A 22,034-nucleotide genomic window follows, 5' to 3' on the forward strand; every position below is an offset into this window, starting at 1 on the left:
ATCGATGAGTACGATTGCCGCCGAACGCGCGCCGTCGCGCCCCCGCAGCCGGTTCGCCGAGCCGAAGCACTGGGCCGGGCAGGCCGGGCTGTGGACGTTCACCGCCGCGCTGATCGCCGTCCACCAGGGCAAGGTGCTGACGCTCGCGTTCCCGGTGCTGGCCATCGGGGTGGGCGTCTGGCTGTATTTCAAGAGCCCGGCGCGCTATGTCGGCTTCATGTGGTGGGTGTGGTTCCTGAGCCCGGAAGTGCGGCGCCTGGCCGACTGGTCGAAGGGCGCGTTCACGCCGACGAGCCTGATCCAGGTCGCGCCGCTCGCGGTGACGATGATCGCCGGCTTCGGGCTGCTCAGGCATTACCGCGTGCTCGCGCAGCGGCGCGGGATTCCGGTGCTGCTGATCCTGTTCGGGCTCGTGTATGCGTATCTCGTCGGGATCGTGTCGAGCGGCGTGATGGCCGCGACCTACGACCTCGCGAACTGGCTGTACCCGATCCTGATCGGCTTTCACATCATGGTGAACGCGCGCAACTATCCGGAGTACCGCGACGTGCTGCTGTCCACCTTCATGTGGGGCATGCTCGTGATGGGCGTGTACGGCGTCGTGCAGTATTTCGTGATGCCGCAGTGGGACGTGCTGTGGATGGTCGGCTCGCAGATGGGTTCGCAGGGCGAGCCGGTGCCGTACGGCGTGCGCGTGTTCAGCACGATGAATTCGTCCGGACCGTTCGCGTTCGCGATGATGGGCGCGCTGGTGTTCGTGCTGGTTGCGCCGCAGAAGATCCGCTGGTTCGCGGGCGCGGCGGGCTTCGTGTCGTTCGCGCTGTGTCTCGTGCGCTCGACCTGGGGCGGCTGGGTGATCGCGCTCGCGATCCAGCTCGTGCAATCGAGCAACCGCGTGCGGATGCGGATCCTGATCAGCGGCGTCGTGCTGGTCGGGCTGTGCGTGCCGCTCCTGACGGTCGGGCCGGTGGCCGACCGGCTCGGCCAGCGCCTGCAGTCGATCGCGAACCTGAAGGACGACCGCAGCTACGACGATCGCAACAAGTTCTACGCGACCTTCGCGCAGACGGCGTTCACCGACGTCGCCGGCGAAGGGATGGGCGCGACCGGCGCGTCCACGAAGCTGTCGAGCGACAGCGGCGAGCTCGGCAAGTACGGCAGCTTCGACAGCGGCGTGATGAACGTGCCGTTCGTGCTCGGCTGGCCCGGCACGCTGCTGTATCTCGCGGGCGTCGTGATGCTGTTCGGCCGCACGCTGCGCGCGGCGTTCAAGCTGCGCAAGGACAAGTTCGTCGGCGCGTGCCTGAGCCTGTGCCTGTCGACCTTCGCGATGCTCGTGTTCACGAACTCGCTGATCGGCACCGGCGGCCTGCTGATGTTCACGGCCATTTTTTCGATACTTGCCGCGGCGCACTGGCAGAAGGCGCAACGCCTGCTGGTCGCCGCGCGTTCACGGGGAGGCGACCATTGAGAATCGCGATCGTCACGCACGTCGTGCGACATAACGACGGGCAGGGCCGCGTCAATTACGAAATCGCGCGCGCGGCGCTGGCCGAAAACTACGAGGTCACACTGGTCGCGTCGCACGTCGCGCCCGAGCTGCTGGCCGACCCGCGCGTGCGCTGGGTGCCGGTGAAGGTCGGCGGCTTCTGGCCGTCGAATCTCGTCAAGCAGCAGGTGTTCGCGCTGAAAAGCGCGGCGTGGCTGCGCGCGCACCGCGGCGAATACGACGTGCTGCACGTGAACGGCTTCATCTCGTGGATCAAGGCCGACGTGAATACCGCGCACTTCGTGCACGGCGGCTGGTTCAAGAGTCCGTACTATCCGTTCGGGCTGACGAAGGGGCTGTGGTCGGCCTACCAGTACGTCTATACGCGCGTGAACACCGCGCTCGAGCGCTGGGCCTACCGGCGCTCGCGCGCGATCACGGCCGTGTCGCAGAAGGTGGCCGACGAAATCGCCGGGCTCGGCATCGACAGCCGCAAGATCAGCGTGATCTACAACGGCGTCGACGGCAGCGCGTTCGCGGGCGCCCAGGCCGACCGTGCGGCGTTCAAGCTGCCGGACGACGCGTTCCTGCTGCTGTTCGTCGGCGACCTGCGCACGCCGCGCAAGAATCTCGGCACCGTGCTGAAGGCGCTGACGAAGCTGCCGCCCAACGTTCATCTCGCGGTGGCCGGCTACTTGCCCGGCAGCCCGTATCCCGACGAAGCGCGCGCGCTCGGCATCGATTCGCGCGTGCATTTCCTCGGGCTCGTGAAGAACATGCCGACGCTGATGCGCTCGGTCGACGCGTATGTCTTTCCGTCGCGCTACGAAGCGATGAGCCTGTCGCTGCTGGAGGCGATGGCGGCCGGGCTGCCGGTCGTCACCGCGCGCACGGCGGGCGGCGCGGAAATCATCACGCGCGAATGCGGGATCGTGCTGGAGGATCCGGACGATCCGGCCGCGCTCGCGCAGGCGATCGGCTCGCTCGCGGCGTCGCGCGACACCTGTCGCGCGATGGGCGATGCGGCCCGCGAACTGATGACCCGTTTCGGCTGGGCGCACATGGGCGCCCAGTACGTCGCGCTTTACCGGCGCATCGGCCAACCCACGCAGCCGTCCGCCTTCGCGCGGGCCGAGCATGCGATCACGCAGGAGCAACCGTGATGTCCCAATCTTCCCGGCCGATCAAATCGTTGCAGATCGGCATGCACTGGTTCCCCGAACGCGCGGGCGGCCTCGACCGGATGTACTACTCGCTCGTCGGCGCGCTGCCCGGCGCGGGCGTCGAAGTGCGCGGGCTCGTCGCCGGCTCGCCGAAGGTCGCCGACGACACGGGCGGGGCGATCCAGGGCTTCGGGCCTGCGTCGCAGCCGCTCGCGCGGCGGATGCTCGCCGCGCGGCGCGCGCTGCGCGACGAGATCCGCAGCGAGCGTCCGGACGTGATTTCGTCGCACTTCGCGCTGTACACGTTTCCGGGCCTCGACGTGACGCGCGGGATTCCGCAGGTGTCGCACTTCCAGGGGCCGTGGGCCGACGAAAGTCAGGTCGAGGGCGCCGCGTCGCTCGGGCAGCGCGCGAAGCGCTATCTCGAACAGGCCGTCTATACGCGTTCGTCGCGGCTGATCGTGCTGTCGCAGGCGTTCGGCCAGATCCTGACGAACCGCTACGGGATCGATCCGTCGCGCGTGCGCGTGATTCCCGGCTGCGTCGATACCGCGCAGTTCGACACGCCGCTCACGCCGGCCGAGGCGCGGCACAAGCTGCAACTGCCGCAGGACCGGCCGATCGTGCTGGCCGTGCGCCGGCTCGTGCGGCGCATGGGGCTGGAGGACCTGATCGACGCGATCGGCCTCGTCAAGCGCCGTCACCCGGACGTGCTGCTGCTGATCGCCGGCAAGGGCAAGATCGGCGAGGAACTGCAGCAGCGCATCGACGCAGCCGGGCTGCAGGACAACGTGAAGCTGCTCGGCTTCGTGCCCGACCACCATCTCGCGGCGCTGTACCGCGCGGCGACGGTCAGCGTCGTGCCGACGGTCGCGCTCGAGGGCTTCGGCTTGATCACCGTCGAATCGCTGGCGTCCGGCACGCCGGTGCTGGTCACGCCGGTCGGCGGATTGCCGGAGGCGGTCGCCGGGCTGTCGAACGATCTCGTGCTGCCGTCGACGGGCGCGGATGCGATCGCCGAAGGGCTCGGCGGTGCGCTGTCGGGCGCGATCGCGCTGCCCGACGAGGCCGCGTGCAAGCGCTATGCGCGCGATCATTTCGACAACGCGGTGATCGCGCGGCGCGTGGCCGGCGTCTACGAAGAGGCGATCCGGGCGGCGGGCTGAACGCCCGGGCGTGCCCCGCGCGCGCCGAACCGCAAGCCCGCCGGGCGCACGTGCGCGGCCGGTTCGCGTGCCGGCCGCCCGCCGAGGGCGCGTCGGCTTTTCCCGTTCGATCCGCATGACCCGCGCGCATCATGCGCGCCGCAGCGTCGCGGCCCATGCGCCGAGCGCGGCCATGCTCACCGCCGCGCCGAGCCCGCAGACGCCGGTCCATCCGGCGCGTGCATACGTCATCGTCGCCGCAATCGCACCGAGCCCGCTGCCGGCCGAATAGAACAGCATGTAGCAGCCGACGAGCCGCGCATGCGCGTCGGGCCGCGCGCCGAGAATCATGCTCTGATTGACGACGTGCACGGCCTGTCCGCCGACGTCGAGCAGCACGATGCCGACGATCAGCAGCGCAATCGACGTATTGCCGAACGCGAGCGGCAGCCACGAGCAGGCGAGCAGCGCAAGGGCGACGCCGGTCGTCGCTTCGCCGCGCCCGCGATCCGCGAGCCGGCCCGCGCGGGCGGCGGCCGCCGCACCCAGTGCGCCGACGAGGCCGAATGCGCCGATCTGCGTGTGCGACATCGCGTGCGGCGGCGCGCTCAGCGGCAGCACGAGCGCGCTCCAGAAGATGCTGAACGCGGCGAACATCAGCAGCGCGATCGCGCCGCGCACGCGCAGCACGCGTTCGTCGCGCAGCAGCGACACCATCGAGCGCAGCAGCGCCGCATAACCGATGCGTTCGCGCGGTTCGTGCCGATCCGGCAGCAGCCGCGACAGCACGACCAGCATCGCGATCGCGAGCCCGCCCGACACGAGATAGACCGCCCGCCACCCCGCGATGTCGGTGACGACGCCCGCCAGCGAGCGCGCGGCCAGCAGCCCGACCACGACGCCGCCCTGCGCGGCGCCCACGACGCGCCCGCGTTCGCCGGCGCCGGCGAGGGTGGCCGAGCATGCGATCAGCCCTTGCGTCATCGCGGTGCCGAGCAGCCCGACCGCGACCATCCCGGCCAGCAGCGCGACGCGCGTCGACGCCACGGCCACGCCGATGCAGGCGGCGCTCAGCAGCACAAGCTGCACGGCGATCAGACGCTTGCGGTTCAGCAGGTCGCCGAGCGGCACGACGAACAGCAGCGCGAGCGCGCAGCCGAGCTGCGTCGCGGTGACGACGCCGCCGACCGCGGCCTGCGACACGCCGAAATCCCGCGCTATCGAATCGAGCAGCGGCTGTGCGTAGTAGACGTTCGCGACGCTCGCCGCGCAGCAGACGGCCAGGAGCGCGACGCGCGCCGACGACAGGCGGCCGCCCTCGGCCGGATGGACCGCGCCGGTTGGCGCGGTCGATGCAACGGTGCCGGAATGGCAGGACGATTCCATGGGTTTCCTCATGCAATGTAGTTGCAATTTGAAACTGGTTTGGAGTGTAGGGAAAGTAGTTTTAAAATGCAACCTGTTTGACGGCGGGCGTGGGGCCCGTGCACGGACGGTCGGCCTGCCCGCGAAGGCGGCCGGCGCGATTGCGGAGAGGAACATGGCCAGGCAGAAAAGTCTTGCGGATTCGCCGTGCCCGGTGGCGCGCGCGACCGATATCGTCGGCGATCGCTGGGCGTTGCTGATCGTGCGCGACGCGTTCGACGGCGTGCGCCGCTTCGGCGATTTCCGCGCGAGCCTCGGCGTCGCGAGCAACATCCTGTCCGACCGGCTGAAGATGCTGGTGGACGCGGGCGTGTTCGACGTCGTGCCGGCCTCCGACGGCACCGCGTATCAGGAGTACGTGCTGACCAGGAAAGGCGAAGGGCTGTTTCCGGTCATCGTGATGCTGCGGCAGTGGGGCGAGGCCAACCTGTTCGCGCGCGGCGAGCCGCATTCGGTGCTGGTCGACCGCGGCACCGGGCGCGCGATTCGCAAGCTCGCGCTGCGGCACGACGACGGCCGGCCTTTGAAGGCGGCCGACACCGTCGTCAGGAAGATCGACGATGAAGCGGGTGCGGCACGGCGATGAGCGCGAGGCGCGATGGCTGCACCGTCGGCTAGACTGTCGCGATCGTCGTCCGGAGCCGCATCGCCATGACTCATCCACTGGATTCCGCCGGTTATCGGCGCTTGCTCGAGTTGCAGCGCCGTATCCACGATCATTGCGCAAGCGAAGGTGCCGAGGAAGGCCACGACCATGCGGATCCGGCGGAGCCGCTGTGGCTGTCCGATTTCAATCATCTCGACGTCGCGCCGCTGCGGGCCGGGCTGCATGTCCGATACTTCGGCGAGGCATGGGGCGAGCCGCTCGACTGGACGCTGGCATGTCTGGCGGAGCCGGAGGTGGCGAGCCTCGTGACCGATCTGGTGTTCAGCGGGCCGGACGAAGGCGCGAACGGCACGCGCGAATGGGATTTCGGTCCGCTGCTCGATTCGGATGCGCACTTTCCGATACTGCGGTCGCTGTATGTGCGGCCGACCGAGCCGGCCGATCACAACTTGTCGATGATCGTGCGCCGGGATCGGATCATGCAGGAGGGCGGCGAGATTGCCCGCTTCGTCGCGAAGGCGCCGTTTCTCGCCGAGCTGACGGTGCCGAACGCACCCGATGCACGCTTCTTCGACGTGCCGTTGCCGTATCTGAGCCGGCTGCGCATCGGCGGCTGTTACGACACGCAGCAGTTCATCGACCGTCTTGCCGGCAGCGACAACCTGCCGTCGCTCGGCCGGCTCGATTTCTCCGAGTCGACGGAATTGCATTCGGCGTGGAAGCACGAGCGTGGCGCGGGCTGCATCACGCCGTTCGACGCCTACGAGCGCTTGCTGAAGAGCCGGACCGGCCAGCGGCTCCACGCGCTGTATCTGAGAAATACCTGTCTCGACCTCGACGCGCTCGAAGCGCTGCAGGCGCTGCATCCGGCGTTGCAGCTGATGGTGATCCAGGCCGGCAGAGGCGGCTATGTGAGCCACTTCAGGAAGAACTTCTTTCCGTGGCGTCACCTGATCCAGCCCGACCCCGGCGACGCGTGACCGCCAGCGCTCGATCGTGCGCCGGCACCGCCCGACGCGAACGCGGTGCGTCGCGACGCGCAGCGGCCCGCACACGGGTCGCGAGCAGCGCGGCCGCGAGCAGCAGCATGACCGACACGGCGGTTTCGATCCGCAATCCGCTCGCGACCTGCGCTGCCCCGCCGCCGGCGAGCGCACCGAACGCCGCGACGCCGATCGCGCCGCCGGCCTGCCGCGCGGTATTCAGCACGGCCGACGCGATGCCGGCGCGGTCGGGCGCGACCGATGCGAGCACGGCCGTCGTCATCGCGGGCACCGCGAACCCCATGCCCGACGGTATCAGCAGGAACGGCGCCAGCAGCACGCCGAGCGGCGTCGACGCGTCGACGAAATGCAGCGACCCGTAGCCGAGCGCGGCGACGAGCGCGCCGGCCAGCATCGGCACGCGCGGGCCGTGGCGCGCGACGACGCGGCCGCTCGCGAGATTCGACAGCAGGAACCCGCCCGTGAGCGGCAGGAACGCGAGCCCCGCCTGCAGCGCCGATTCGCCGCGCGCGCGTTGCAGGTACAGCGCGAGCACGAACAGGGTGCCGTAGTACGTGAGGTTCACGCAGATGCCGAACAGCACGGCCGCGCTGAACGTGCGGTGGCGGAACAGCGACAGCGGCAGCATCGGCGTGGCCGTGCGCGACTCGATCGCGACGAACGCGAGCGCGGCCAGCGCCGCCAGCACGCAGCCGCCGGCCACGACCGGATGCGTGAAGCCGAGCGGCCGCCATTCGATCACCGCGCCGGTCAGCGCGGTCAGCATCGCGATCGCGACGAACTGGCCGTGCAGGTCGAGCGAGCGGGGCGGCGCCGCGCGTCCGTGGCGCGCGGGCACCCACGCGAACGTGGCCGCGAGTCCCGCCGCAGAGAGCGGCAGGTTCACGAGGAAGATGCCGCGCCAGCCCCATGCGGCGATCAGCAGGCCGCCGACGACCGGGCCGGCCGCGATCGCGATCGACCCGGCCGCCGTCCACGCGGCGACCGCGCGGGCGCGCAGGCGCGGGTCGTGCCGGCACGCGTCGTTCAGCAGCGCGAGCGAATTCGGCAGCATGGCCGCGGCGCCGATGCCTTGCAGCGCGCGGGCCGCGACCAGCATCGCGGGCACGACGGCGGCGCCGCATGCGAGCGACGCGAGCGCGAACAGCAGGAGGCCTGCGATATACAGGCGGCGTGCGCCGAAACGGTCGCCGAGCGCGCCGGCCGACAGCATCAGCACCGCGAACGCGAGCGTGTACGCATCGACGACCCACTGCAGGCCGGCGACCGGCAGGTACAGGTCGGCGGCGAGATGCGCGAGCGCGATGTTGACGATCGTCACGTCGAGCTGCGTGACGACGAAGCCGATGCTGACGGTGGCGACGACGCGCGCGAGCGCTGGCGGGAAAGCGGAGGAGGGTGTGGTCGTATCCATGCGCCCATCGTAGGCGGCGACGGACACGTGACGTTTCAGCGAGACGCGAAGCGTCGATACGGATGCCGATCCGCGTGCTGCCGGCTACGTGCGTCGATGCGTATTCAGCGCGCTACCGCGCTCAATGCCGTTCGCCGCGCCAGCGTCCGGGCGCCACGCCGAAGCGCTTCGTGAACGCATGCGTGAACGTGCTTTGATCCGCGAAGCCGACGCTGCCCGCGATGTCGACGAGCGAATGCCGGCCGTCGGCGAGCAGCACGACCGCGGCGTCGAGCCGCAGCCGCTGCAGGTAGCGATGCGGCGTTTCGCCGAACGCCTCGACGAACAGTTGATGAAACCGGCGCATTCCGTAGCCGCAGTGCGCGGCGAGATCGGCGATGCGCAGCGGCTCGGCGAGCCGCGCGCGCAGCCAGCGGTCGATGCGCGCGAAATCGAGGCCCGACGCCGGCGCGGCGATGCCCGCATCGTCGAGCAGCGCGTCGCACAGGCGCGCGGCGGCCTGCCACTGAAAGCGGTGCGCGGCAGCCTGTCGTGCGTCGCCGGCCGGCGCATCGTGCTGCGCGGCGACCGCCGCGACCTGCGCGACGAGCGACGTGAGCGCCGGGTCGATCGACACGGCGCGCGCATGGTCGAACAGCCGCTGCGGTACCGCGAGCGACGCGGCGGGCAGGTCGATCACGAGCTGGCGATTCTCGCCGAGGCCCGCGTAGTCGTGGCGCGCGCCGGCCGGAATCAGCCAGGCCGCGTGCCGGTCGATGCGCCGGCCGATTCCGTCCACCGCCATCACCATCGCGCCGTCGACGCCGAGCACGACCTGGTGGAAGTCGTGCACGTCCGACGCTTCGCACGTGGCGTAGCGGCGCAGCGCGATGGCGGGGGAGGCGATGCGTTCCATCGGAAGGGAAACGGCCGGCGGCGGGGTCAGACGTCGAGCAGTTCGACTTCGAACACGAGCGTCGCATTCGGCGGAATCACGCCGCCTGCGCCGCGCGGGCCGTAGCCGAGCTGCGGCGGGATCGTCAGGCGACGCACGCCGCCGACCTTCATGCCCTGCACGCCTTCGTCCCAGCCCTTGATGACCATGCCGCCGCCGAGCACGAACGCGAACGGGTCGTTGCGATCCTTGCTCGAATCGAATTTCTGACCGTCGGTCAGCCAGCCGGTGTAATGGACGCTGACGGTCTTGCCGGCTTGCGCTTCCGCGCCGGTGCCTTCGGTCAGGTCCTCGATCTTGAGGCCCGATGCGGTCGTGGTGACAGACATGACTTCTCCTGAAAGAACGTTGCGTGAAACCGCTATTGTAGGCGAGCGCGCAGCGGCCCGGCGCGCGTGGATTTCGTGCCGTCGTACGCGTGTCGGCGAAGGTGGCGGGGCGCCGCGCGCGGAATCGGCCGATCCGCTATTGGAACGCGCGTTTGAATTTTCGGCGAGGCCACGGGCCGCGGTTGCACCACGGCAGTGCGCCACGCGTATGAATCGACGTTCTCGGCACGTCTTGCCGCATGCCGGGCGACCGTTGCCGGACGCGGCGAGATGCCCGGCGCACGGGGCTGCCGGGCCGATGGCGGGACGCTGCGCCACACCCGCCACCTCGCCCGTTCGCGCGCCGGCGCGTTCGAATCGCCACCCGGCCGAGCGTCGTTCGAACGCCGTTTTCTCCGCCTGTCCGACCGTGCCCTGTTTGGAAGTGCGCATCTACCGCACGGCTTGCGTGCGCCGGCGCGAGCGGCCTATCGTTACATCTGTCGATGTCAGGATTTTGGCGGCGCGCGACGCGTCGCCCGGGCTTGCGCCGGCCGCGTCCGACGATGCGCCGGGCCGCTCGGCAACAGGAGAACGATGCACATGAAGTCAGCCGCTTCCGTCACCGCAGCCGGGATCATGCCGGTGCGCCGCGACCTGCGCTTCGACCTGCCGGTCGAACGTGCGAAGGACTGGCATGGCCTAGGGTCGCACGTGACCCATTTCTTCAACGCGCTGTCGCTGCTGTTTCCGGCCGGCGAGCGCTTCTTCATGGATTCGGTGCGCAACTACCGCGACCGGATCGACGATCCCGTGCTGAAGCAGCAGGTGCTGGGCTTCATCGGCCAGGAGGCGATGCACACGCGCGAGCACGTCGAATACAACGAGCTGATGCAGGCGAACCGGCTGCCCGCGCGCAAGCTCGACCGGCGCGTGTGGACGGTGCTCGGCTACATGAAGCGCACGCTGCCGCATTCGGTGCAGCTCGCGCACACGGTGGCGGCCGAGCACTACACGGCGATGCTCGCCGACTGGCTGCTGTGCGACCCGACGCGCCTCGACGGCTCGGTCGAAGGCTACCGGCAGATGTGGATCTGGCACGCGCTGGAGGAAACCGAGCACAAGGCCGTGTCGTTCGACGTGTGGAACGCCGCGATGAAGCCGGGGCTGCGCCGCTACCTGATCCGCATCGGCGTGTATCTGCTGACGACGCTGACGTTCTGGCCGACCGTGTTCCTGATGCACGCGACGCTGCTGTGGCGCGATCGCGGCGCCGGCCATCACGTGCGCGGCCTGCTGCGGACGATCGCGTTCCTGTACGGGCCGCGCCGCGGGCTGTTCCCGCGCATCGCCGGCGAATGGCTGAGCTTTTTCCGGCCGGGCTTCCACCCGTGGGATCACGACAATCGCCACCATCTCGCGCGGGTCGACGCACTGGCCGCCACCTACGGCGAACACGGCGGCACGCCGGCCGGCCGCGGTCGCGCGAACGCGCCGGCGCCGCTCGCGTCGGGCCGCTGATCCGGGCCGCCGGCCGCCCGTCGCCCGTCGCCCGTCGCGCGGCGCGCGGCGCGCGGCGCGCGGCGGGGCATCGTGCCTGTTGCGTTCGCGCATCGGCCGGCTCGTTCCGACGATTGACGACAATCAACCGGAACCGGTTGCACCGCGTTCGCATGCCCGCCACACCGGTTGCACACGCATGCGCCGGTGCGCCGATCGGGCGTGCGCCCGTCCCATACCCATGCCTCGCGCCAGCACCGGCGCGGCTTTGCGCGTGCGGCACCGGTTCTTTCCGGCCGTGTGCGGCGCCCGCCACAGGGATAACACCCATCTAGCCGGCGGCCGGCCGCATCGATATACCGTTCATGGCGACGTCGACTCCCGCGCGATTCATGCGCAGGGGGATTTTATTCGGACGGGAATACGCCCAATATGTCGGTTCGATCGTGTCCGTCGTACGCGGCGGTGAGCCGGCGCGCGATACCAAAGCCAAGCGGGGAACAACGATGGTTGCAAGGTCACCCGACGCAAACGGGCACGCGGCGCCCGAGATGACGGACGTGTCCGTCACCGCTCCCGAGGCCGGCCGCAAGCTGTTCGTGATCATGCGCACGCCCGACGAGCCGTTGCTGGCGCAACTGCGCGGGCTCGGCTGGGAGATCGCGGTCGCGAAGACGGCCGGCGCCGCGCAGAACATGACCTCCGGCGTGAGCGTGGCCGCCGGGCTGGTCGATTTCACCGGGTTCACGTCGCGCGACTATCCCGCGCTGAAGATGTGTCTGAGCCAGCCGGCGATCGGCTGGATTTCCATCGCGCAGGCCGGCATCACGATCGGCCCCGCCGTGCGCGAACTGATCCGCAGCTATTGTTTCGATTACGTGACGCTGCCGCTGCCGTCCGAATGGATTTCGCACGTGCTGGGCCATGCGCGCGGGATGGCCGCGCTCGATCGCGTCGACGGCGCCGCCTACGCGGCGTCGATCGGCGAACACGGGATGATCGGCAACTGCGAGGCGATGCAGCAACTGTTCAGCACGATCCGCAAGGTCGCGAAGACCGACGCGAGCGTGTTCATCTCGGGCGAGTCGGGCACCGGCAAGGAACTGACGGCGCTCGCGATTCACGAGCGCTCCGGCCGCGGCAAGGGGCCGTTCGTCGCGATCAATTGCGGAGCGATTCCGCATCATCTGCTGCAGTCCGAGCTGTTCGGCTACGAACGCGGCGCGTTCACCGGCGCGAACCAGCGGCGCGCGGGCCGGATCGAATCGGCGAACGGCGGCACGCTGTTTCTCGACGAGATCGGCGACATGCCGGTCGAAAGCCAGGCAAGCCTGCTGCGCTTTCTGCAGGAAGGCAGGATCGAGCGGCTCGGCGGGCACGAGTCGATCGCGGTCGACGTGCGGATCATCTCGGCCACGCACGTCGATCTCGACGGCGCGGTCGAAGCCGGGCGCTTCCGCGCGGATCTCTATCACCGGCTGTGCGTGCTGCGCATCCACGAGCCGCCGCTGCGCGCACGCGGCAAGGACATCGACATCCTCGCGCACTACGTGCTGCAGAAATTCAAGGCCGACAGCGGCCGCAAGATCAGCGGCTTCACGTCGGCCGCGCTCGATGCGATGCGGCGCTACGAGTGGCCCGGCAACGTGCGCGAGCTGATCAATCGCGTGCGGCGCGCGATCGTGATGGCCGAGAGCCGGTTGCTGACGCCGCACGATCTCGGGCTCGACACGCCCGGCGAAACCGAACCGGTGACGCTCGAACAGGCGCGGGCGCTGGCCGAGCGCACCGCAATCGAGAACGCGCTGCTGCGCAACGACCATCGGATCAACAAGGCCGCCGCCGAACTCGGCATTTCACGCGTGACGCTCTATCGGATGATGATCGAGCACGGGCTGAACGATCGCGACCACAACGGCGACAACGGCGGCAACGACGGCGGCAACGACGGCGCGCCGTCGGACGACGCCGGGCATCAGCGGGTCGGCTGAGCGGCGCGCGAACCGGCTCGGCGAGCGGTCCGCAGCCGCTGCGGCACGCACGTGACGGGCGGCACGCACGGCACGACCGCGACGACGCGCCACGCGCGGGCGAGCCTTGGCCCGACACGCCGAAGCGGGTCAGCGTGGCGAGCTCGGCGGATCGTCGTGGGCGGTCGCCCGGGCGGCGCGAGGTCGCGTGCAGCGGCGCCGCAGGATAGCCATGCGATCGGCCGCGTCCGGCGTCCGGCCGCGGCGTGCGGCGCACCTCGCCGCCGGCGGCATGTAAAGCGCATGAAACATTTCGCGTCGGCCGCCGGGCGAATTCCCGCGTCGAATCGGGCCGATCGGCCGGTTCGTCGCCGGTAAAAATTCCGCGCTCCATTGTTCAGCCTTATTCCGCAAGGCCCCGCCGTGCCGCCGCCGGCGCGTGCCGCGGCACCGATGTTTCAATTGCGTAACTTCCGGCATCCCACGCCGGTTCCGGCCGCGAGCCGGCCCGATCGCCCCCTTGCCCGGCCGGGCTCGCGCCGCGCTGGCCCGGTCCTTGCGAAGAAGGGCGTGCGAGAGTCGACGACGCGAGGTCCGTCCGGTCAGGCAGCCAAAGCCTTCAGTACCGGCCAGGACGCAGTCCGCGGGGATGCGGCGGCCGCGCGCGGTGCAGCGGCCGCGTCGCGGCGAGCACGGAGCGTCGTCGCCTGATCGCCGGGGCATCGGCATCGTCCGGTTGCCGGAACAAACATCAGACAGCAAACGGGGTAGAAAAATGATCGATCGTCACACGCCGCGGCCCGCAGGCCGCGATCGCCGTGATTCGGGACATCGCCGCTCGAACGTCGCGCTTGCGGCCGACCGGCATGCCTCGACAGGCCATCTCTCCGCGCCCGGCGCGAGGCGGATCCGGCTGGTTGCCGGTCATCCGCGCCGGGTCGGTACTTTCCTGCACGCGAACCCGATCCGCATGGGCATGTGCACACGGGCGCCGGTACCGCGACGCCCGGTTTTCGCCTATTGATTCGAACCGCACGACGTCCGCTCGCGTGGCCCGCCGTTGTCGCACGCGATTGATTGGTAATCCGAACGATAGACGAAGCGTCGTGCCCAGGCCGCGTACGACGCAACACGACAAACGACGCAACACGACGCGCATTCGATGCAACGGCGAGCCGCTCGATGTCGTTGCCATCCGGTTGAAGGGGAGGGGCGGTCGGACGCGCGCGACGGAAGCGGTCATCCGTATGCGCGCGACGCCGTTTTTTCAGCCGCCGTAGATGTCGAAGTCGAAGTACTTCGATGCGAGCCGCTTGTAGGTGCCGTCCTTGACCATGTCGACGATCGCGCGGTCGATCTTCGCCTTCAGGTCGGTGTCCTCCTGGCGCAAGCCGATGCCGGCGCCGATGCCGAGCACCTTTTCGTCGACGAGTTCGGGTCCGACGAACGTATAGTTCGCGCCGCGCGGCGATTTCAGGAATCCGATCGCGGCCTGCACTTCATCCTGGAGCGCTGCGTCGAGGCGACCGGCGATCAGGTCGGCATACACGCCGTCCTGGTTCTGGTACGACACGACGTTCGCGCCTTGCTTGCCCCAGTACGCCTTCGCATACGTCTCCTGCGTCGTGCCCTGCTCGACGCCGATCGATTTGCCCTTCAGCGATTCGGCGGTCGGCAGCAGCGGCGAGCCTTTCTTCACGACGAGCCGCGTCGGCTGGTTGTAGATCTTCGTCGTGAAGCCGATCTGCTGCGCGCGCTGCGGCGTGATCGACATCGACGACAGCACCGCATCGAACTTCTTCGCCTTCAGCGCCGGAATCATCCCGTCGAAGTCGTTCTCGAGCCACACGCATTTCGCCTTCAGGCGCGCGCAGATCTCGTTGCCGAGGTCGATGTCGAAGCCGACGAGCTTGCCGTCGGGCGTCTTCGACTCGAACGGTGCATAGCTGGCGTCGGTGCCGAAGCGGATCGTGGTCCAGTCCTTCGCGACGGCGGGGCCTGCGGATACCGCGAGCAGGGCGATCGAAACGGCGGCAATCAGTCTCTTCATCGTGCATTCCTTGGCGTGGTGCATCCGGTTTCTGGGCGACACGGTCTCCACGGACACGACCCGCGCCGTGACGCGGTGTCCGCACGGCCATTAACGCAGAAAATAAAATCGTAGTCCAGAATGGACAAAAAATATCGTTTCGCTGGATGCCTGCACGCGATCGATGGGTGCGACCCTTGCAAAAATACGAGAATGGACTAATCTTGTTAGTGAATTCGTTTCGAGACTAACGATCATGTCACAGCCCGCGTACGATTCGCATTCCGCCGTGCCGCACGCTTCGGTCGCGCAGATGTCGGCGGCCGGCCTGCGTGCGTTTTTCAACATCGCGCGCGATTGGGAGCTGACGATCGACGAGCAGATCGTGCTGCTCGGATCGCCGGGCCGCTCGACGTTCTTCAAGTGGAAGGCCGCGCCCGAATCGGCGCGCCTGCCGCGCGATACGCTCGAGCGGCTATCGCTGCTACTCGGCATCTACAAGGGGTTGCAGATCCTGCTGCCCCAACCCGCCGCGGCCGATGCGTGGGTCAAGCGGCCGAACGATGCGGCGCCGTTCGGCGGCAAGCGCGCACTCGACCGGATGCTGGCCGGCAACGTCGGCGATCTGGTGGCGGTCCGGCAATATCTCGACGCGATGCGGGGTGGCTGGGCGTGACGACACCGATCGAAGTCAGCCGGTGGCCCACGACCACCGTCGATTGGGCGCCCGCCTATCGCGTGATTCCCACCCGTTTTCCGGCCATCAACCTGTTCGACCGCGTCGCGTCGGCGGACGACTTCGACGCGCTCTACGCGCTCGAATCGCTGACCAACGACCGCATCCGCAACGAAGTCGGCACGCTCGATCTCGTGCCGCCCGCCGAGCGCCGCTACGGGCAGGGCTGGGGGCCGATCATGGCCGCGTTCACGCACCTGAATCCGCTGGGCAGCCGCTTTTCGGACGGCAGCTACGGCGTGTTCTACTGCACGCGCACGCGCGACACGGCGATCGCCGAAACGCGCTATCACAGCGGGCTGTTCCTCGCCGCGACGAAGGAGCCGCCGATGCGTCAGCAGATGCGGCTCTACACCGTGTTCGCGCACGGCGACGTCGCCGACGTACGCACGTGGCCGCAGCGCGATCCCGCATTACTGGACCCGGTCGACTACAGCGCGGGACAGGCATTCGGCCGTGCGGTGCGCGGTGCAGGCGGCGCGGGGATCGTCTATCCGTCGGTGCGCGACCCGCGCGGCGAGTGTCTCGCCGCGTTCCGCACGACGCTGCTGCGCGACTGCCAGCATGCGGCCTATCTCGAATACAACTGGAACGGTTCGGCCGTCGATGCGGTGTTCGAGCTGAATCAGGTCGGCTAACGTTCGCCGGGCCGGCGCGGCGGGCCGTTGCGTTGCGCGGCGCGGCGCCGGCCCGGCGCGTCAGGGCAGCGGCCAGTCGCCCGCGTGGCGTTCGCGCGCTTCGGCCTGCGTCATCGACCAGGTGCGGCCGGTGCGCGGCTCGGCGAGCGTAAGCCGGCCGGCGGGCGCGAACGCACCCGTATCGATGAACCATTGCGCGCCGATCCGTAGCGGCGCACGCACCGGCGTGTGACCGGTGCAGGTCAGCGACAGCCCGGCCTGCCGCGCCGGATCCGCGAGCCCCTGGACGAGGTCGCGGCCCCACATCAGCCGCTCGCGTACGTCGTGCGAATAACTGCCCGTATCGAGATCCGCGTCCGAGCCGAAGAATTCCGCATGCAGCACGTTGAAGCGCGTCGGGCCGTCGCCGATCACGCGCACGAGCGGCAATGCGTCGACGCGCGCCGCATGCGCGCGCAGTCGCTCCGGCGGCAGGTCGGCGCCCCAGTCGCCGCCGATGCCGCGCCACACGTCGGGCGGCAACTTGCCGCGCGCGACGAGGCTCAGCACTTCCTCGTGATTGCCGCGCACGACGTGGCACCACGGCCGCTCGAGCAGGTCGAGCGCGGTGTCGGAGGCCGGGCCGCGATCGACGAGATCGCCGACCGAGAACAGCCGGTCGCGGGCCGGGTCGAAGCGGACGTCGTGCAGCAGCGCGCGCAGTACGTCGACGCAGCCGTGCAGGTCGCCGACGACGAAGTCGCGGCCGGTCGTATTCTCGGGATGGCGGCAGAGCAGGGCGGTGGCGGTCATCCCCTTATCTTAGGCGCTCGCGCCCATCGCCACGCCGCGATGGAATGGCGATAATCGGGGCGCGTTGGCCGCCGATGCGATGCACCGGTCGAACCCTTTCCATCTGCTTTCGGAATGACACGATGACGTTTTATCCGCAGGTATTACGCAACCGGCCGCGCATGGTCGCGGCGTTCGTCGCCGGCTTGCTGTGCGCGGTGCTGCTGCCATTTCCGCTGCGCCCGACCGTGCGGGCGCTGATCGGCTGGGATTGCGCGGTCTGGTTGTATCTGGTGCTGATGTGGGTGCGCATGGTCACCGCGCATCATCACAAGGTGCGCGAAGTCGCGATCCGCGAGGATGAAAACGCGACGACCGTGCTGACCGTCGTGTGCCTCGCGACCGTCGCGAGCGTCGCGGCGATCGCGATCGAACTCGCGACCGCGAAGAGCGTCGGCTTCCGCGCGGGACTCAGCCACTACGCGATCACGGGCGCGACGCTGTTCGGCGCGTGGTTCCTGATTCCGACGATCTTCACGCTGCACTATGCGCGGCTCTATTACGGCTCGCCGAGCGGCGATCGCGCGCTCCGTTTCCCGGACCGGAACCCGGAGCCCGATTACTGGGATTTCCTGTATTTCGCGTTCACGCTCGCGGTCGCGTCGCAGACGGCCGACGTGTCGCTCGCGAACCGCTCCGCGCGGCGCTCGGTGCTCGCGCAGTCGATCCTGTCGTTCTACTTCAACATGGCCGTGCTCGGCTTGTCGATCAACGTCGCGGCGGGGCTGCTGAGCTGACGCCGGTTACGCCGGTCACTTGAGCAGGTCGTACCGGCCGCCGCGCTCCAGCGCGCGCTGGTATGCAGGCCGGGCATGAATCGTGTCGAGAAAGCGCGCGATCGCGGGATACCGGCTGCCGCCGCCGCGCGCGGTCGCGGCTTCGAGCGGAAAGCTCATCTGGATGTCGGCCGCGCTGAAGCGGTCGCCGACGAACCAACCGGTGCGTGCCAGCGCGCCGTCGACATGGCCGAGATGCAGCGCGATCTGCGGATCGACGAAGCCCGACTGCAGCGTCGCGGCGATCTTGCGTGCGATCGGCCGCGCGAAGAACGGCATCGGCGCCTGCGCGATCCGCAGCGCGACGAGCTTGAGCAGCAGCGGCGGCATCGCGGACCCTTCCGCATAGTGAAGCCAGTACGTGTAGTCGTGCCGCTCGGGCGAGCCGGGCGGCGGCGCGAGGCGCCCGTCGGCGTAGCGTTCGACCAGGTATTCGACGATCGCGCCCGATTCGGCGAACGTGCGGCCGTCGTCGGTCACGACGGGCGACTTGCCGAGCGGATGGATCGCGCGCAATTCGGCCGGCGCGAGCATCGTCTTCGGATCGCGTTCGTAGCGCACGATCTCGTACGGCACATCCAGTTCTTCGAGCAGCCAGAGCACGCGCTGCGAACGCGAGTTGTTCAGGTGATGGACGGTGAGCATGTCGAGGCCGAAAAGGGGGGCGGGAACGACATCATACCGAGCGCATGCGGCGCGTTCGCGAATCGCACGGCGCGTGTCGTGGCGCGCCGCATCGAGCCGTCATGCGCGCCGCACCGCAATCCACGCCCCCCAGAACAGGCTCGCGAAAAAACGCAGCGGCGCGTCGAAGCCCGCTTCGCGCAGCAGCGCGAACACGGCATCCTCGGACGCGGGCGGATCGGCGCCCTGCAGGATCTTCGCGAGCTGCGCGCGCACGGCGTCGGGCGTGGCGCCTTTCATGCGCCAGCGCTGCTGCCAGGCGTCGAGCAGACGCGGGTGGTCCGCGTAGCGGCGATGGTTGCCGGCGAGCACGAGCGGTGCGCCGGGCTTCAGGCGTCGTGCGATCGCGTGCAGCAATGCGGCTTTCGCGTCGTCGCCCGGCACGTGATGCAGCACGCCGATCAGCGTCGCCCCGTCGAACGCGGGCGCGTCGGGCAACGCGTCGACGCCGGCCTCGACGAACGTCGTACGCGCGCCGAAACCCGCGGCTTCGACGTTCGAGCGCGCGAGCGCGAGCATCGGCGCGGACGGGTCGACGGCCGTGAACTGCCAGCCCGGTTCGAGCGCGGCCGCGACGCAGATTTCCTGCCCCGTGCCGCCCGCGCCCGCGACGAGCATCCGCGCATCGGGCACGCCGATCGCCGACGCGAGCAGGCATGCGGCGAGTTCGTGGCACGCATCGTAGCCGGCGAGCGCGATGCGCGATTGCTCGGCGTATTCGTGTGCGCGCGACGGATCGAATTTCGCGGCGCTGGCGGGAAGCGACATGGCGGAGTTCCTCGGAGTGGGGCGGACGGCGTGTCCGCGGGCATGACGCAGAGCGTAGGGGCGCGTGGCCGGCGCAACAAGGCGAGCGATCATTCCGGTATGCCGACTACCCGACTCGTCGACCCGCACCCGCTGGTTTCCCCGGGGTCGATTCGCATTTAAAAATATCTGACCACGATGCATCGCGATGGCGAATCCGGCGCATACTCGTTTCTCTCCCCCGCCTGGCCGTCGCATGCCGGGCCCCGATGCGCTGCGCCATCGGCGCGGCCATGCCGCTCGGTACGCACGAGGAGCGCATGATGTCCGATTGTCCGCACGATCCGTACGCGCAGCACTACATCCATTGTTTGCCGTTTGGCGCGCAGCCCTGCGGCGCGCTCAGCACGGCGCCGCGCACGCATTTTCGCGTGTGGGCGCCCGGCAGCACTCACGTCCAGCTCGAGCTCGATACCGGCTACGGCCCGACGCTCGTCCCGATGACGAGCGCCGGCCCGAACTGGTTCGAAGTCTTCGTCGACTGCGGCGCGGGTGCGCGTTACCGCTATCGTCTCGACGATACGGTGTCGATTCCCGATCCCGCGTCGCGCTCGCAACCCGAGGGGCTCAACGGCCCGAGCGAGGTCGTCGATCCGCGCGCGTTCAAATGGCGCAATACGTTCTGGCACGGGCGCGCGTGGGAGGACATCGCGCTGTATGCGATCCGCCCGCACGCGGTGGGCGGCTTCGACGGCGTGCGCCGCCGCCTGCCGCAGCTCGCGCGCCTCGGCGTGACCGCGCTGGAGTTGCTCGCATCGCCGCACGACAGCCTGCCGTTCGCGCCGCTCGCGGCCGAAGGCGGCCCCGACGCGCTGAAGGCGCTGATCGACGATGCGCACGGCTACGGTCTCGCAGTGCTGCTGGAGCTCGACTACGCGCGCTTCGGCAGCGGCACCGATGCGCTGCGCCACTACGCGGGGCCGTTCTTCCACACGCGCGACGATCCGCTGCAGGCCGCGCCGCTCGCGCTCGACCATCCGGAAGTCTGCGATTTCTTCTGCGACAACGCGCTGTACTGGATCGACGAATACCGCTGCGACGGGCTGCGCCTGCGCGAAGCCGACCGGATCGGCGTGTCGTGGCTGCGCGAGATCGCGGATCGCGTGCGCGCCGCCGTGCCGGCCGACCGGCTGATCCACCTCGTGCTCGGCAGCGAGCGGCATCCGGCCCATCTCGCCGATACCCATTTCGACGCGCAGTGGAACGGCTGCGGCGAACGCGCGCTGCACCGGCTCACGGGGCGCGACACGTCGGCGCATGAAGGCATTTCGATGCACCAGTCGATTCACACGCTCGCTCGCGCGCTGACCGCGGCCGGCGCGGCGTACCGGCCGGCCGCGCCGGCTGACGGCATGGCCGCCGACGGCGGCCTGTCGCTGACGTCGCTCGTCCTGTCCGATGGCGCATGGCGCGACGGCGGCCCGGGCGATCACGACGGGCAGGCGGCCGGTCTGGCCGGGCTGGCGCTGTCGCTGCTCACGCCGCAGATCCCGCTGATCTTCGACGAAACCGCGCGCGACATCGACCGCGCGCATTTCGTGCAGTCGGCGCTCGCGGTGCGCGCGAAGCTGATCGCGCCAAGGCTGTCCGATTGCCGGCCGCAGGACGCACGTGCGCTGAAAGCGGATGGCGACGGCGATGCCGACGCGCTGTGCGCATCATGGCGGCTTGCCGACGACGAAACGTTGACGATCGCGTTGAACCTGTCGCCCGAGGCGGTGCCGTTCGACGCGCCGCGAGGGCGCGTGGTGTTCGAGACGCCGGCGCGTGCGCGCGACCGGGTCGATGAAGGGGAGTTGCCGCCGTATTCGCTCGTCGCGTGGCTGACGGGCGACGTCAATCGCTACGCGCTGACGCACGATGTGCGTCGCATCGACGACGGTTCGTGGCGCGGGATGCGTCCGAACCTGAACGCGTGAGGCCGAGCGCGTGACGCGTCGGAGCCGGGCGCGGCCCGGCCCGGCAACGCTGCCGGAAGGCGCCGAATTACCAGAACCCGCGGATGCCCGCGATGCCGTATGCACCGTGACGGCGCGCCTCGTCGAGATGCGCGTGCGTCATGCCGCCGAGCGCGAACACGGGCATCGCGGCCTGGGCGGCCAGCGTGTCGAATTGCGCCCAGCCGAGCGTTGGCGCGCCGGGGTGGCTGAGCGTCGGCAGCACCGGCGACAGCGTGACGAAATCCGCGCCCGCACGCGCGGCCAGCAGCAGATCGTCGTGCGAGTGGCACGCGGCGGACACGCGGCGGCCGGCCGGCAGCGGCCGTTGCGCGACGGCGCGCAGGGCGGCGCCGTCGAGATGCCAGCCGGCGCCGTCGAGCCGCATCACGCCGGCTGCATCGATCGGCCCGTTCAGCATCAGGGACGCGCCGGCTGCGTCGCAGCGGGCGAGCGCCGCGGCGGCCAGTGATGCGAACGCGGCCGCGTCGAGCGATTTCACGCGCAGTTGCACGAGCGTTTCGCCGCGCGCGAGCACGGCCGACAGCCGGTCGAGAAACGCGGCCCGATCGGCCGCCGACGCGGACGCCGGTTCTGGCGTGATCACGCAGCAGCGCGGCAGCGGCGCGTTCATCGC

20 protein-coding genes are annotated in these 22,034 nt (G+C 69.6%); 11 read left to right on the top strand and 9 right to left on the bottom strand.

Features of this window, described 5'->3' with window-relative positions:
• The first annotated feature begins 4 nt into the window (after positions 1–4).
• The 3 genes from WS54_RS03630 to WS54_RS03640 are packed head-to-tail and all read left to right on the top strand — an operon-like array spanning position 5 to position 3,818.
• Positions 5–1,471, top strand: coding sequence for an O-antigen ligase family protein (locus WS54_RS03630; RefSeq protein WP_059784132.1), 1,467 nt, complete (start codon positions 5–7; stop codon positions 1,469–1,471).
• Positions 1,468–2,652, top strand: a complete 1,185-nt coding sequence (locus WS54_RS03635) for a glycosyltransferase family 4 protein (RefSeq protein WP_034205273.1) — start codon at positions 1,468–1,470, stop codon at positions 2,650–2,652. Before WS54_RS03630 ends, WS54_RS03635 begins: the two co-directional genes overlap by 4 nt.
• Complete coding sequence (locus WS54_RS03640) at positions 2,652–3,818, top strand: glycosyltransferase family 4 protein (protein ID WP_059784129.1); 1,167 nt, start codon at positions 2,652–2,654, stop codon at positions 3,816–3,818. Before WS54_RS03635 ends, WS54_RS03640 begins: the two co-directional genes overlap by 1 nt.
• A 129-nt stretch (positions 3,819–3,947) precedes the next feature.
• Here WS54_RS03640 and WS54_RS03645 read toward each other — a convergent pair whose 3' ends face one another.
• Complete coding sequence (locus tag WS54_RS03645) at positions 3,948–5,183, bottom strand: MFS transporter (RefSeq protein WP_059784126.1); 1,236 nt, start codon at positions 5,181–5,183, stop codon at positions 3,948–3,950.
• 154 nt (positions 5,184–5,337) lie between these two features.
• On the opposite strand from WS54_RS03645, the gene WS54_RS03650 reads away from it, so the two are divergent.
• A complete protein-coding gene (locus WS54_RS03650; protein ID WP_059784123.1) occupies positions 5,338–5,808 on the top strand; it encodes a winged helix-turn-helix transcriptional regulator in 471 nt (156 codons plus the stop codon).
• A gap of 65 nt (positions 5,809–5,873) precedes the next feature.
• A complete protein-coding gene (locus tag WS54_RS03655) occupies positions 5,874–6,809 on the top strand; it encodes a hypothetical protein (protein WP_034205270.1) in 936 nt (311 codons plus the stop codon).
• On the opposite strand, the gene WS54_RS03660 is transcribed toward WS54_RS03655, so the two are convergent.
• The 3 genes from WS54_RS03660 to WS54_RS03670 all read right to left on the bottom strand — a co-directional run bounded on the left by WS54_RS03660 (position 6,751) and on the right by WS54_RS03670 (position 9,510).
• Positions 6,751–8,247 carry an MFS transporter gene (locus WS54_RS03660; protein ID WP_059785099.1) on the bottom strand — a complete coding sequence of 499 codons (1,497 nt, stop codon included), beginning with the start codon at positions 8,245–8,247 and terminating at the stop codon, positions 6,751–6,753. The two genes, WS54_RS03655 and WS54_RS03660, sit on opposite strands and share 59 nt — an antisense overlap.
• 121 nt (positions 8,248–8,368) lie before the next feature.
• Complete coding sequence (locus tag WS54_RS03665) at positions 8,369–9,142, bottom strand: AraC family transcriptional regulator (protein WP_059784119.1); 774 nt, start codon at positions 9,140–9,142, stop codon at positions 8,369–8,371.
• A 26-nt stretch (positions 9,143–9,168) separates the two neighbouring features.
• Entirely contained in the window at positions 9,169–9,510 is a 342-nt protein-coding gene (locus WS54_RS03670) for an FKBP-type peptidyl-prolyl cis-trans isomerase (RefSeq protein WP_059466723.1), read from the bottom strand.
• Between the two features lie 582 nt (positions 9,511–10,092).
• Between WS54_RS03670 and WS54_RS03675 the strand changes: the two genes are divergently transcribed.
• Together WS54_RS03675 and WS54_RS03680 are read left to right on the top strand one after the other, a co-directional pair.
• Positions 10,093–11,010, top strand: coding sequence for a metal-dependent hydrolase (locus WS54_RS03675; protein WP_059785096.1), 918 nt, complete (start codon positions 10,093–10,095; stop codon positions 11,008–11,010).
• A 485-nt stretch (positions 11,011–11,495) separates the two neighbouring features.
• Positions 11,496–12,980 (top strand): sigma-54 dependent transcriptional regulator, encoded by a 1,485-nt coding sequence (locus tag WS54_RS03680; RefSeq protein ID WP_059784117.1) that lies wholly within the window; start codon positions 11,496–11,498, stop codon positions 12,978–12,980.
• Between the two features lie 1,246 nt (positions 12,981–14,226).
• Here the strand turns inward: WS54_RS03680 and WS54_RS03700 are convergent.
• Entirely contained in the window at positions 14,227–15,009 is a 783-nt protein-coding gene (locus tag WS54_RS03700; RefSeq protein ID WP_034206232.1) for an ABC transporter substrate-binding protein, read from the bottom strand.
• Positions 15,010–15,244: 235 nt separating this feature from the next.
• On the opposite strand from WS54_RS03700, the gene WS54_RS03705 reads away from it, so the two are divergent.
• Both WS54_RS03705 and WS54_RS03710 read left to right on the top strand, forming a co-directional pair.
• On the top strand, positions 15,245–15,664 hold the full coding sequence (locus tag WS54_RS03705; protein ID WP_027782522.1) for an MbcA/ParS/Xre antitoxin family protein: 420 nt from the start codon (positions 15,245–15,247) through the stop codon (positions 15,662–15,664).
• Positions 15,661–16,362: an RES family NAD+ phosphorylase gene (locus WS54_RS03710; RefSeq protein WP_034205264.1), complete on the top strand. Its 702-nt coding sequence runs from the start codon at positions 15,661–15,663 to the stop codon at positions 16,360–16,362. Before WS54_RS03705 ends, WS54_RS03710 begins: the two co-directional genes overlap by 4 nt.
• A gap of 60 nt (positions 16,363–16,422) precedes the next feature.
• Here WS54_RS03710 and WS54_RS03715 read toward each other — a convergent pair whose 3' ends face one another.
• Complete coding sequence (locus WS54_RS03715; protein ID WP_059784114.1) at positions 16,423–17,154, bottom strand: metallophosphoesterase; 732 nt, start codon at positions 17,152–17,154, stop codon at positions 16,423–16,425.
• A 122-nt stretch (positions 17,155–17,276) separates the two neighbouring features.
• Here WS54_RS03715 and WS54_RS03720 point away from each other — a divergent pair, with 122 nt between their 5' ends.
• On the top strand, positions 17,277–17,930 hold the full coding sequence (locus tag WS54_RS03720; RefSeq protein WP_034205262.1) for a DUF1345 domain-containing protein: 654 nt from the start codon (positions 17,277–17,279) through the stop codon (positions 17,928–17,930).
• Between the two features lie 15 nt (positions 17,931–17,945).
• Here the strand turns inward: WS54_RS03720 and WS54_RS03725 are convergent, their stop codons facing one another.
• Together WS54_RS03725 and WS54_RS03730 are read right to left on the bottom strand one after the other, a co-directional pair.
• Positions 17,946–18,614 carry a glutathione S-transferase gene (locus WS54_RS03725; protein WP_034205261.1) on the bottom strand — a complete coding sequence of 223 codons (669 nt, stop codon included), beginning with the start codon at positions 18,612–18,614 and terminating at the stop codon, positions 17,946–17,948.
• Positions 18,615–18,713: 99 nt separating this feature from the next.
• Entirely contained in the window at positions 18,714–19,421 is a 708-nt protein-coding gene (locus WS54_RS03730; protein WP_059784111.1) for a class I SAM-dependent methyltransferase, read from the bottom strand.
• Between the two features lie 302 nt (positions 19,422–19,723).
• On the opposite strand from WS54_RS03730, the gene WS54_RS03735 reads away from it, so the two are divergent.
• Positions 19,724–21,379 (top strand): DUF3459 domain-containing protein, encoded by a 1,656-nt coding sequence (locus WS54_RS03735; protein WP_059785093.1) that lies wholly within the window; start codon positions 19,724–19,726, stop codon positions 21,377–21,379.
• A gap of 67 nt (positions 21,380–21,446) precedes the next feature.
• On the opposite strand, the gene WS54_RS03740 is transcribed toward WS54_RS03735, so the two are convergent.
• Complete coding sequence (locus WS54_RS03740) at positions 21,447–22,031, bottom strand: thiamine phosphate synthase (RefSeq protein ID WP_059784109.1); 585 nt, start codon at positions 22,029–22,031, stop codon at positions 21,447–21,449.
• Positions 22,032–22,034: the final 3 nt, after the last annotated feature.

The organism is Burkholderia sp. NRF60-BP8, from assembly GCF_001522585.2.
Taxonomy (GTDB): domain Bacteria; phylum Pseudomonadota; class Gammaproteobacteria; order Burkholderiales; family Burkholderiaceae; genus Burkholderia.

Bases quoted from the DNA above. Each gene is read 5' to 3' on its own strand.
- WS54_RS03715 (WP_059784114.1), bottom strand. From the start codon at position 17,154: ATGACCGCCACCGCCCTGCTCTGCCGCCATCCCGAGAATACGACCGGC.
- WS54_RS03645 (WP_059784126.1), bottom strand. From the start codon at position 5,183: ATGGAATCGTCCTGCCATTCCGGCACCGTTGCATCGACCGCGCCAACC.
- WS54_RS03680 (WP_059784117.1), top strand. From the start codon at position 11,496: ATGGTTGCAAGGTCACCCGACGCAAACGGGCACGCGGCGCCCGAGATG.
- WS54_RS03735 (WP_059785093.1), top strand. From the start codon at position 19,724: ATGTCCGATTGTCCGCACGATCCGTACGCGCAGCACTACATCCATTGT.
- WS54_RS03670 (WP_059466723.1), bottom strand. From the start codon at position 9,510: ATGTCTGTCACCACGACCGCATCGGGCCTCAAGATCGAGGACCTGACC.
- WS54_RS03665 (WP_059784119.1), bottom strand. From the start codon at position 9,142: ATGGAACGCATCGCCTCCCCCGCCATCGCGCTGCGCCGCTACGCCACG.
- WS54_RS03740 (WP_059784109.1), bottom strand. From the start codon at position 22,031: ATGAACGCGCCGCTGCCGCGCTGCTGCGTGATCACGCCAGAACCGGCG.
- WS54_RS03725 (WP_034205261.1), bottom strand. From the start codon at position 18,614: ATGCTCACCGTCCATCACCTGAACAACTCGCGTTCGCAGCGCGTGCTC.
- WS54_RS03660 (WP_059785099.1), bottom strand. From the start codon at position 8,247: ATGGATACGACCACACCCTCCTCCGCTTTCCCGCCAGCGCTCGCGCGC.
- WS54_RS03720 (WP_034205262.1), top strand. From the start codon at position 17,277: ATGACGTTTTATCCGCAGGTATTACGCAACCGGCCGCGCATGGTCGCG.
- WS54_RS03675 (WP_059785096.1), top strand. From the start codon at position 10,093: ATGAAGTCAGCCGCTTCCGTCACCGCAGCCGGGATCATGCCGGTGCGC.
- WS54_RS03650 (WP_059784123.1), top strand. From the start codon at position 5,338: ATGGCCAGGCAGAAAAGTCTTGCGGATTCGCCGTGCCCGGTGGCGCGC.
- WS54_RS03730 (WP_059784111.1), bottom strand. From the start codon at position 19,421: ATGTCGCTTCCCGCCAGCGCCGCGAAATTCGATCCGTCGCGCGCACAC.
- WS54_RS03640 (WP_059784129.1), top strand. From the start codon at position 2,652: ATGTCCCAATCTTCCCGGCCGATCAAATCGTTGCAGATCGGCATGCAC.
- WS54_RS03705 (WP_027782522.1), top strand. From the start codon at position 15,245: ATGTCACAGCCCGCGTACGATTCGCATTCCGCCGTGCCGCACGCTTCG.
- WS54_RS03700 (WP_034206232.1), bottom strand. From the start codon at position 15,009: ATGAAGAGACTGATTGCCGCCGTTTCGATCGCCCTGCTCGCGGTATCC.
- WS54_RS03630 (WP_059784132.1), top strand. From the start codon at position 5: ATGAGTACGATTGCCGCCGAACGCGCGCCGTCGCGCCCCCGCAGCCGG.
- WS54_RS03655 (WP_034205270.1), top strand. From the start codon at position 5,874: ATGACTCATCCACTGGATTCCGCCGGTTATCGGCGCTTGCTCGAGTTG.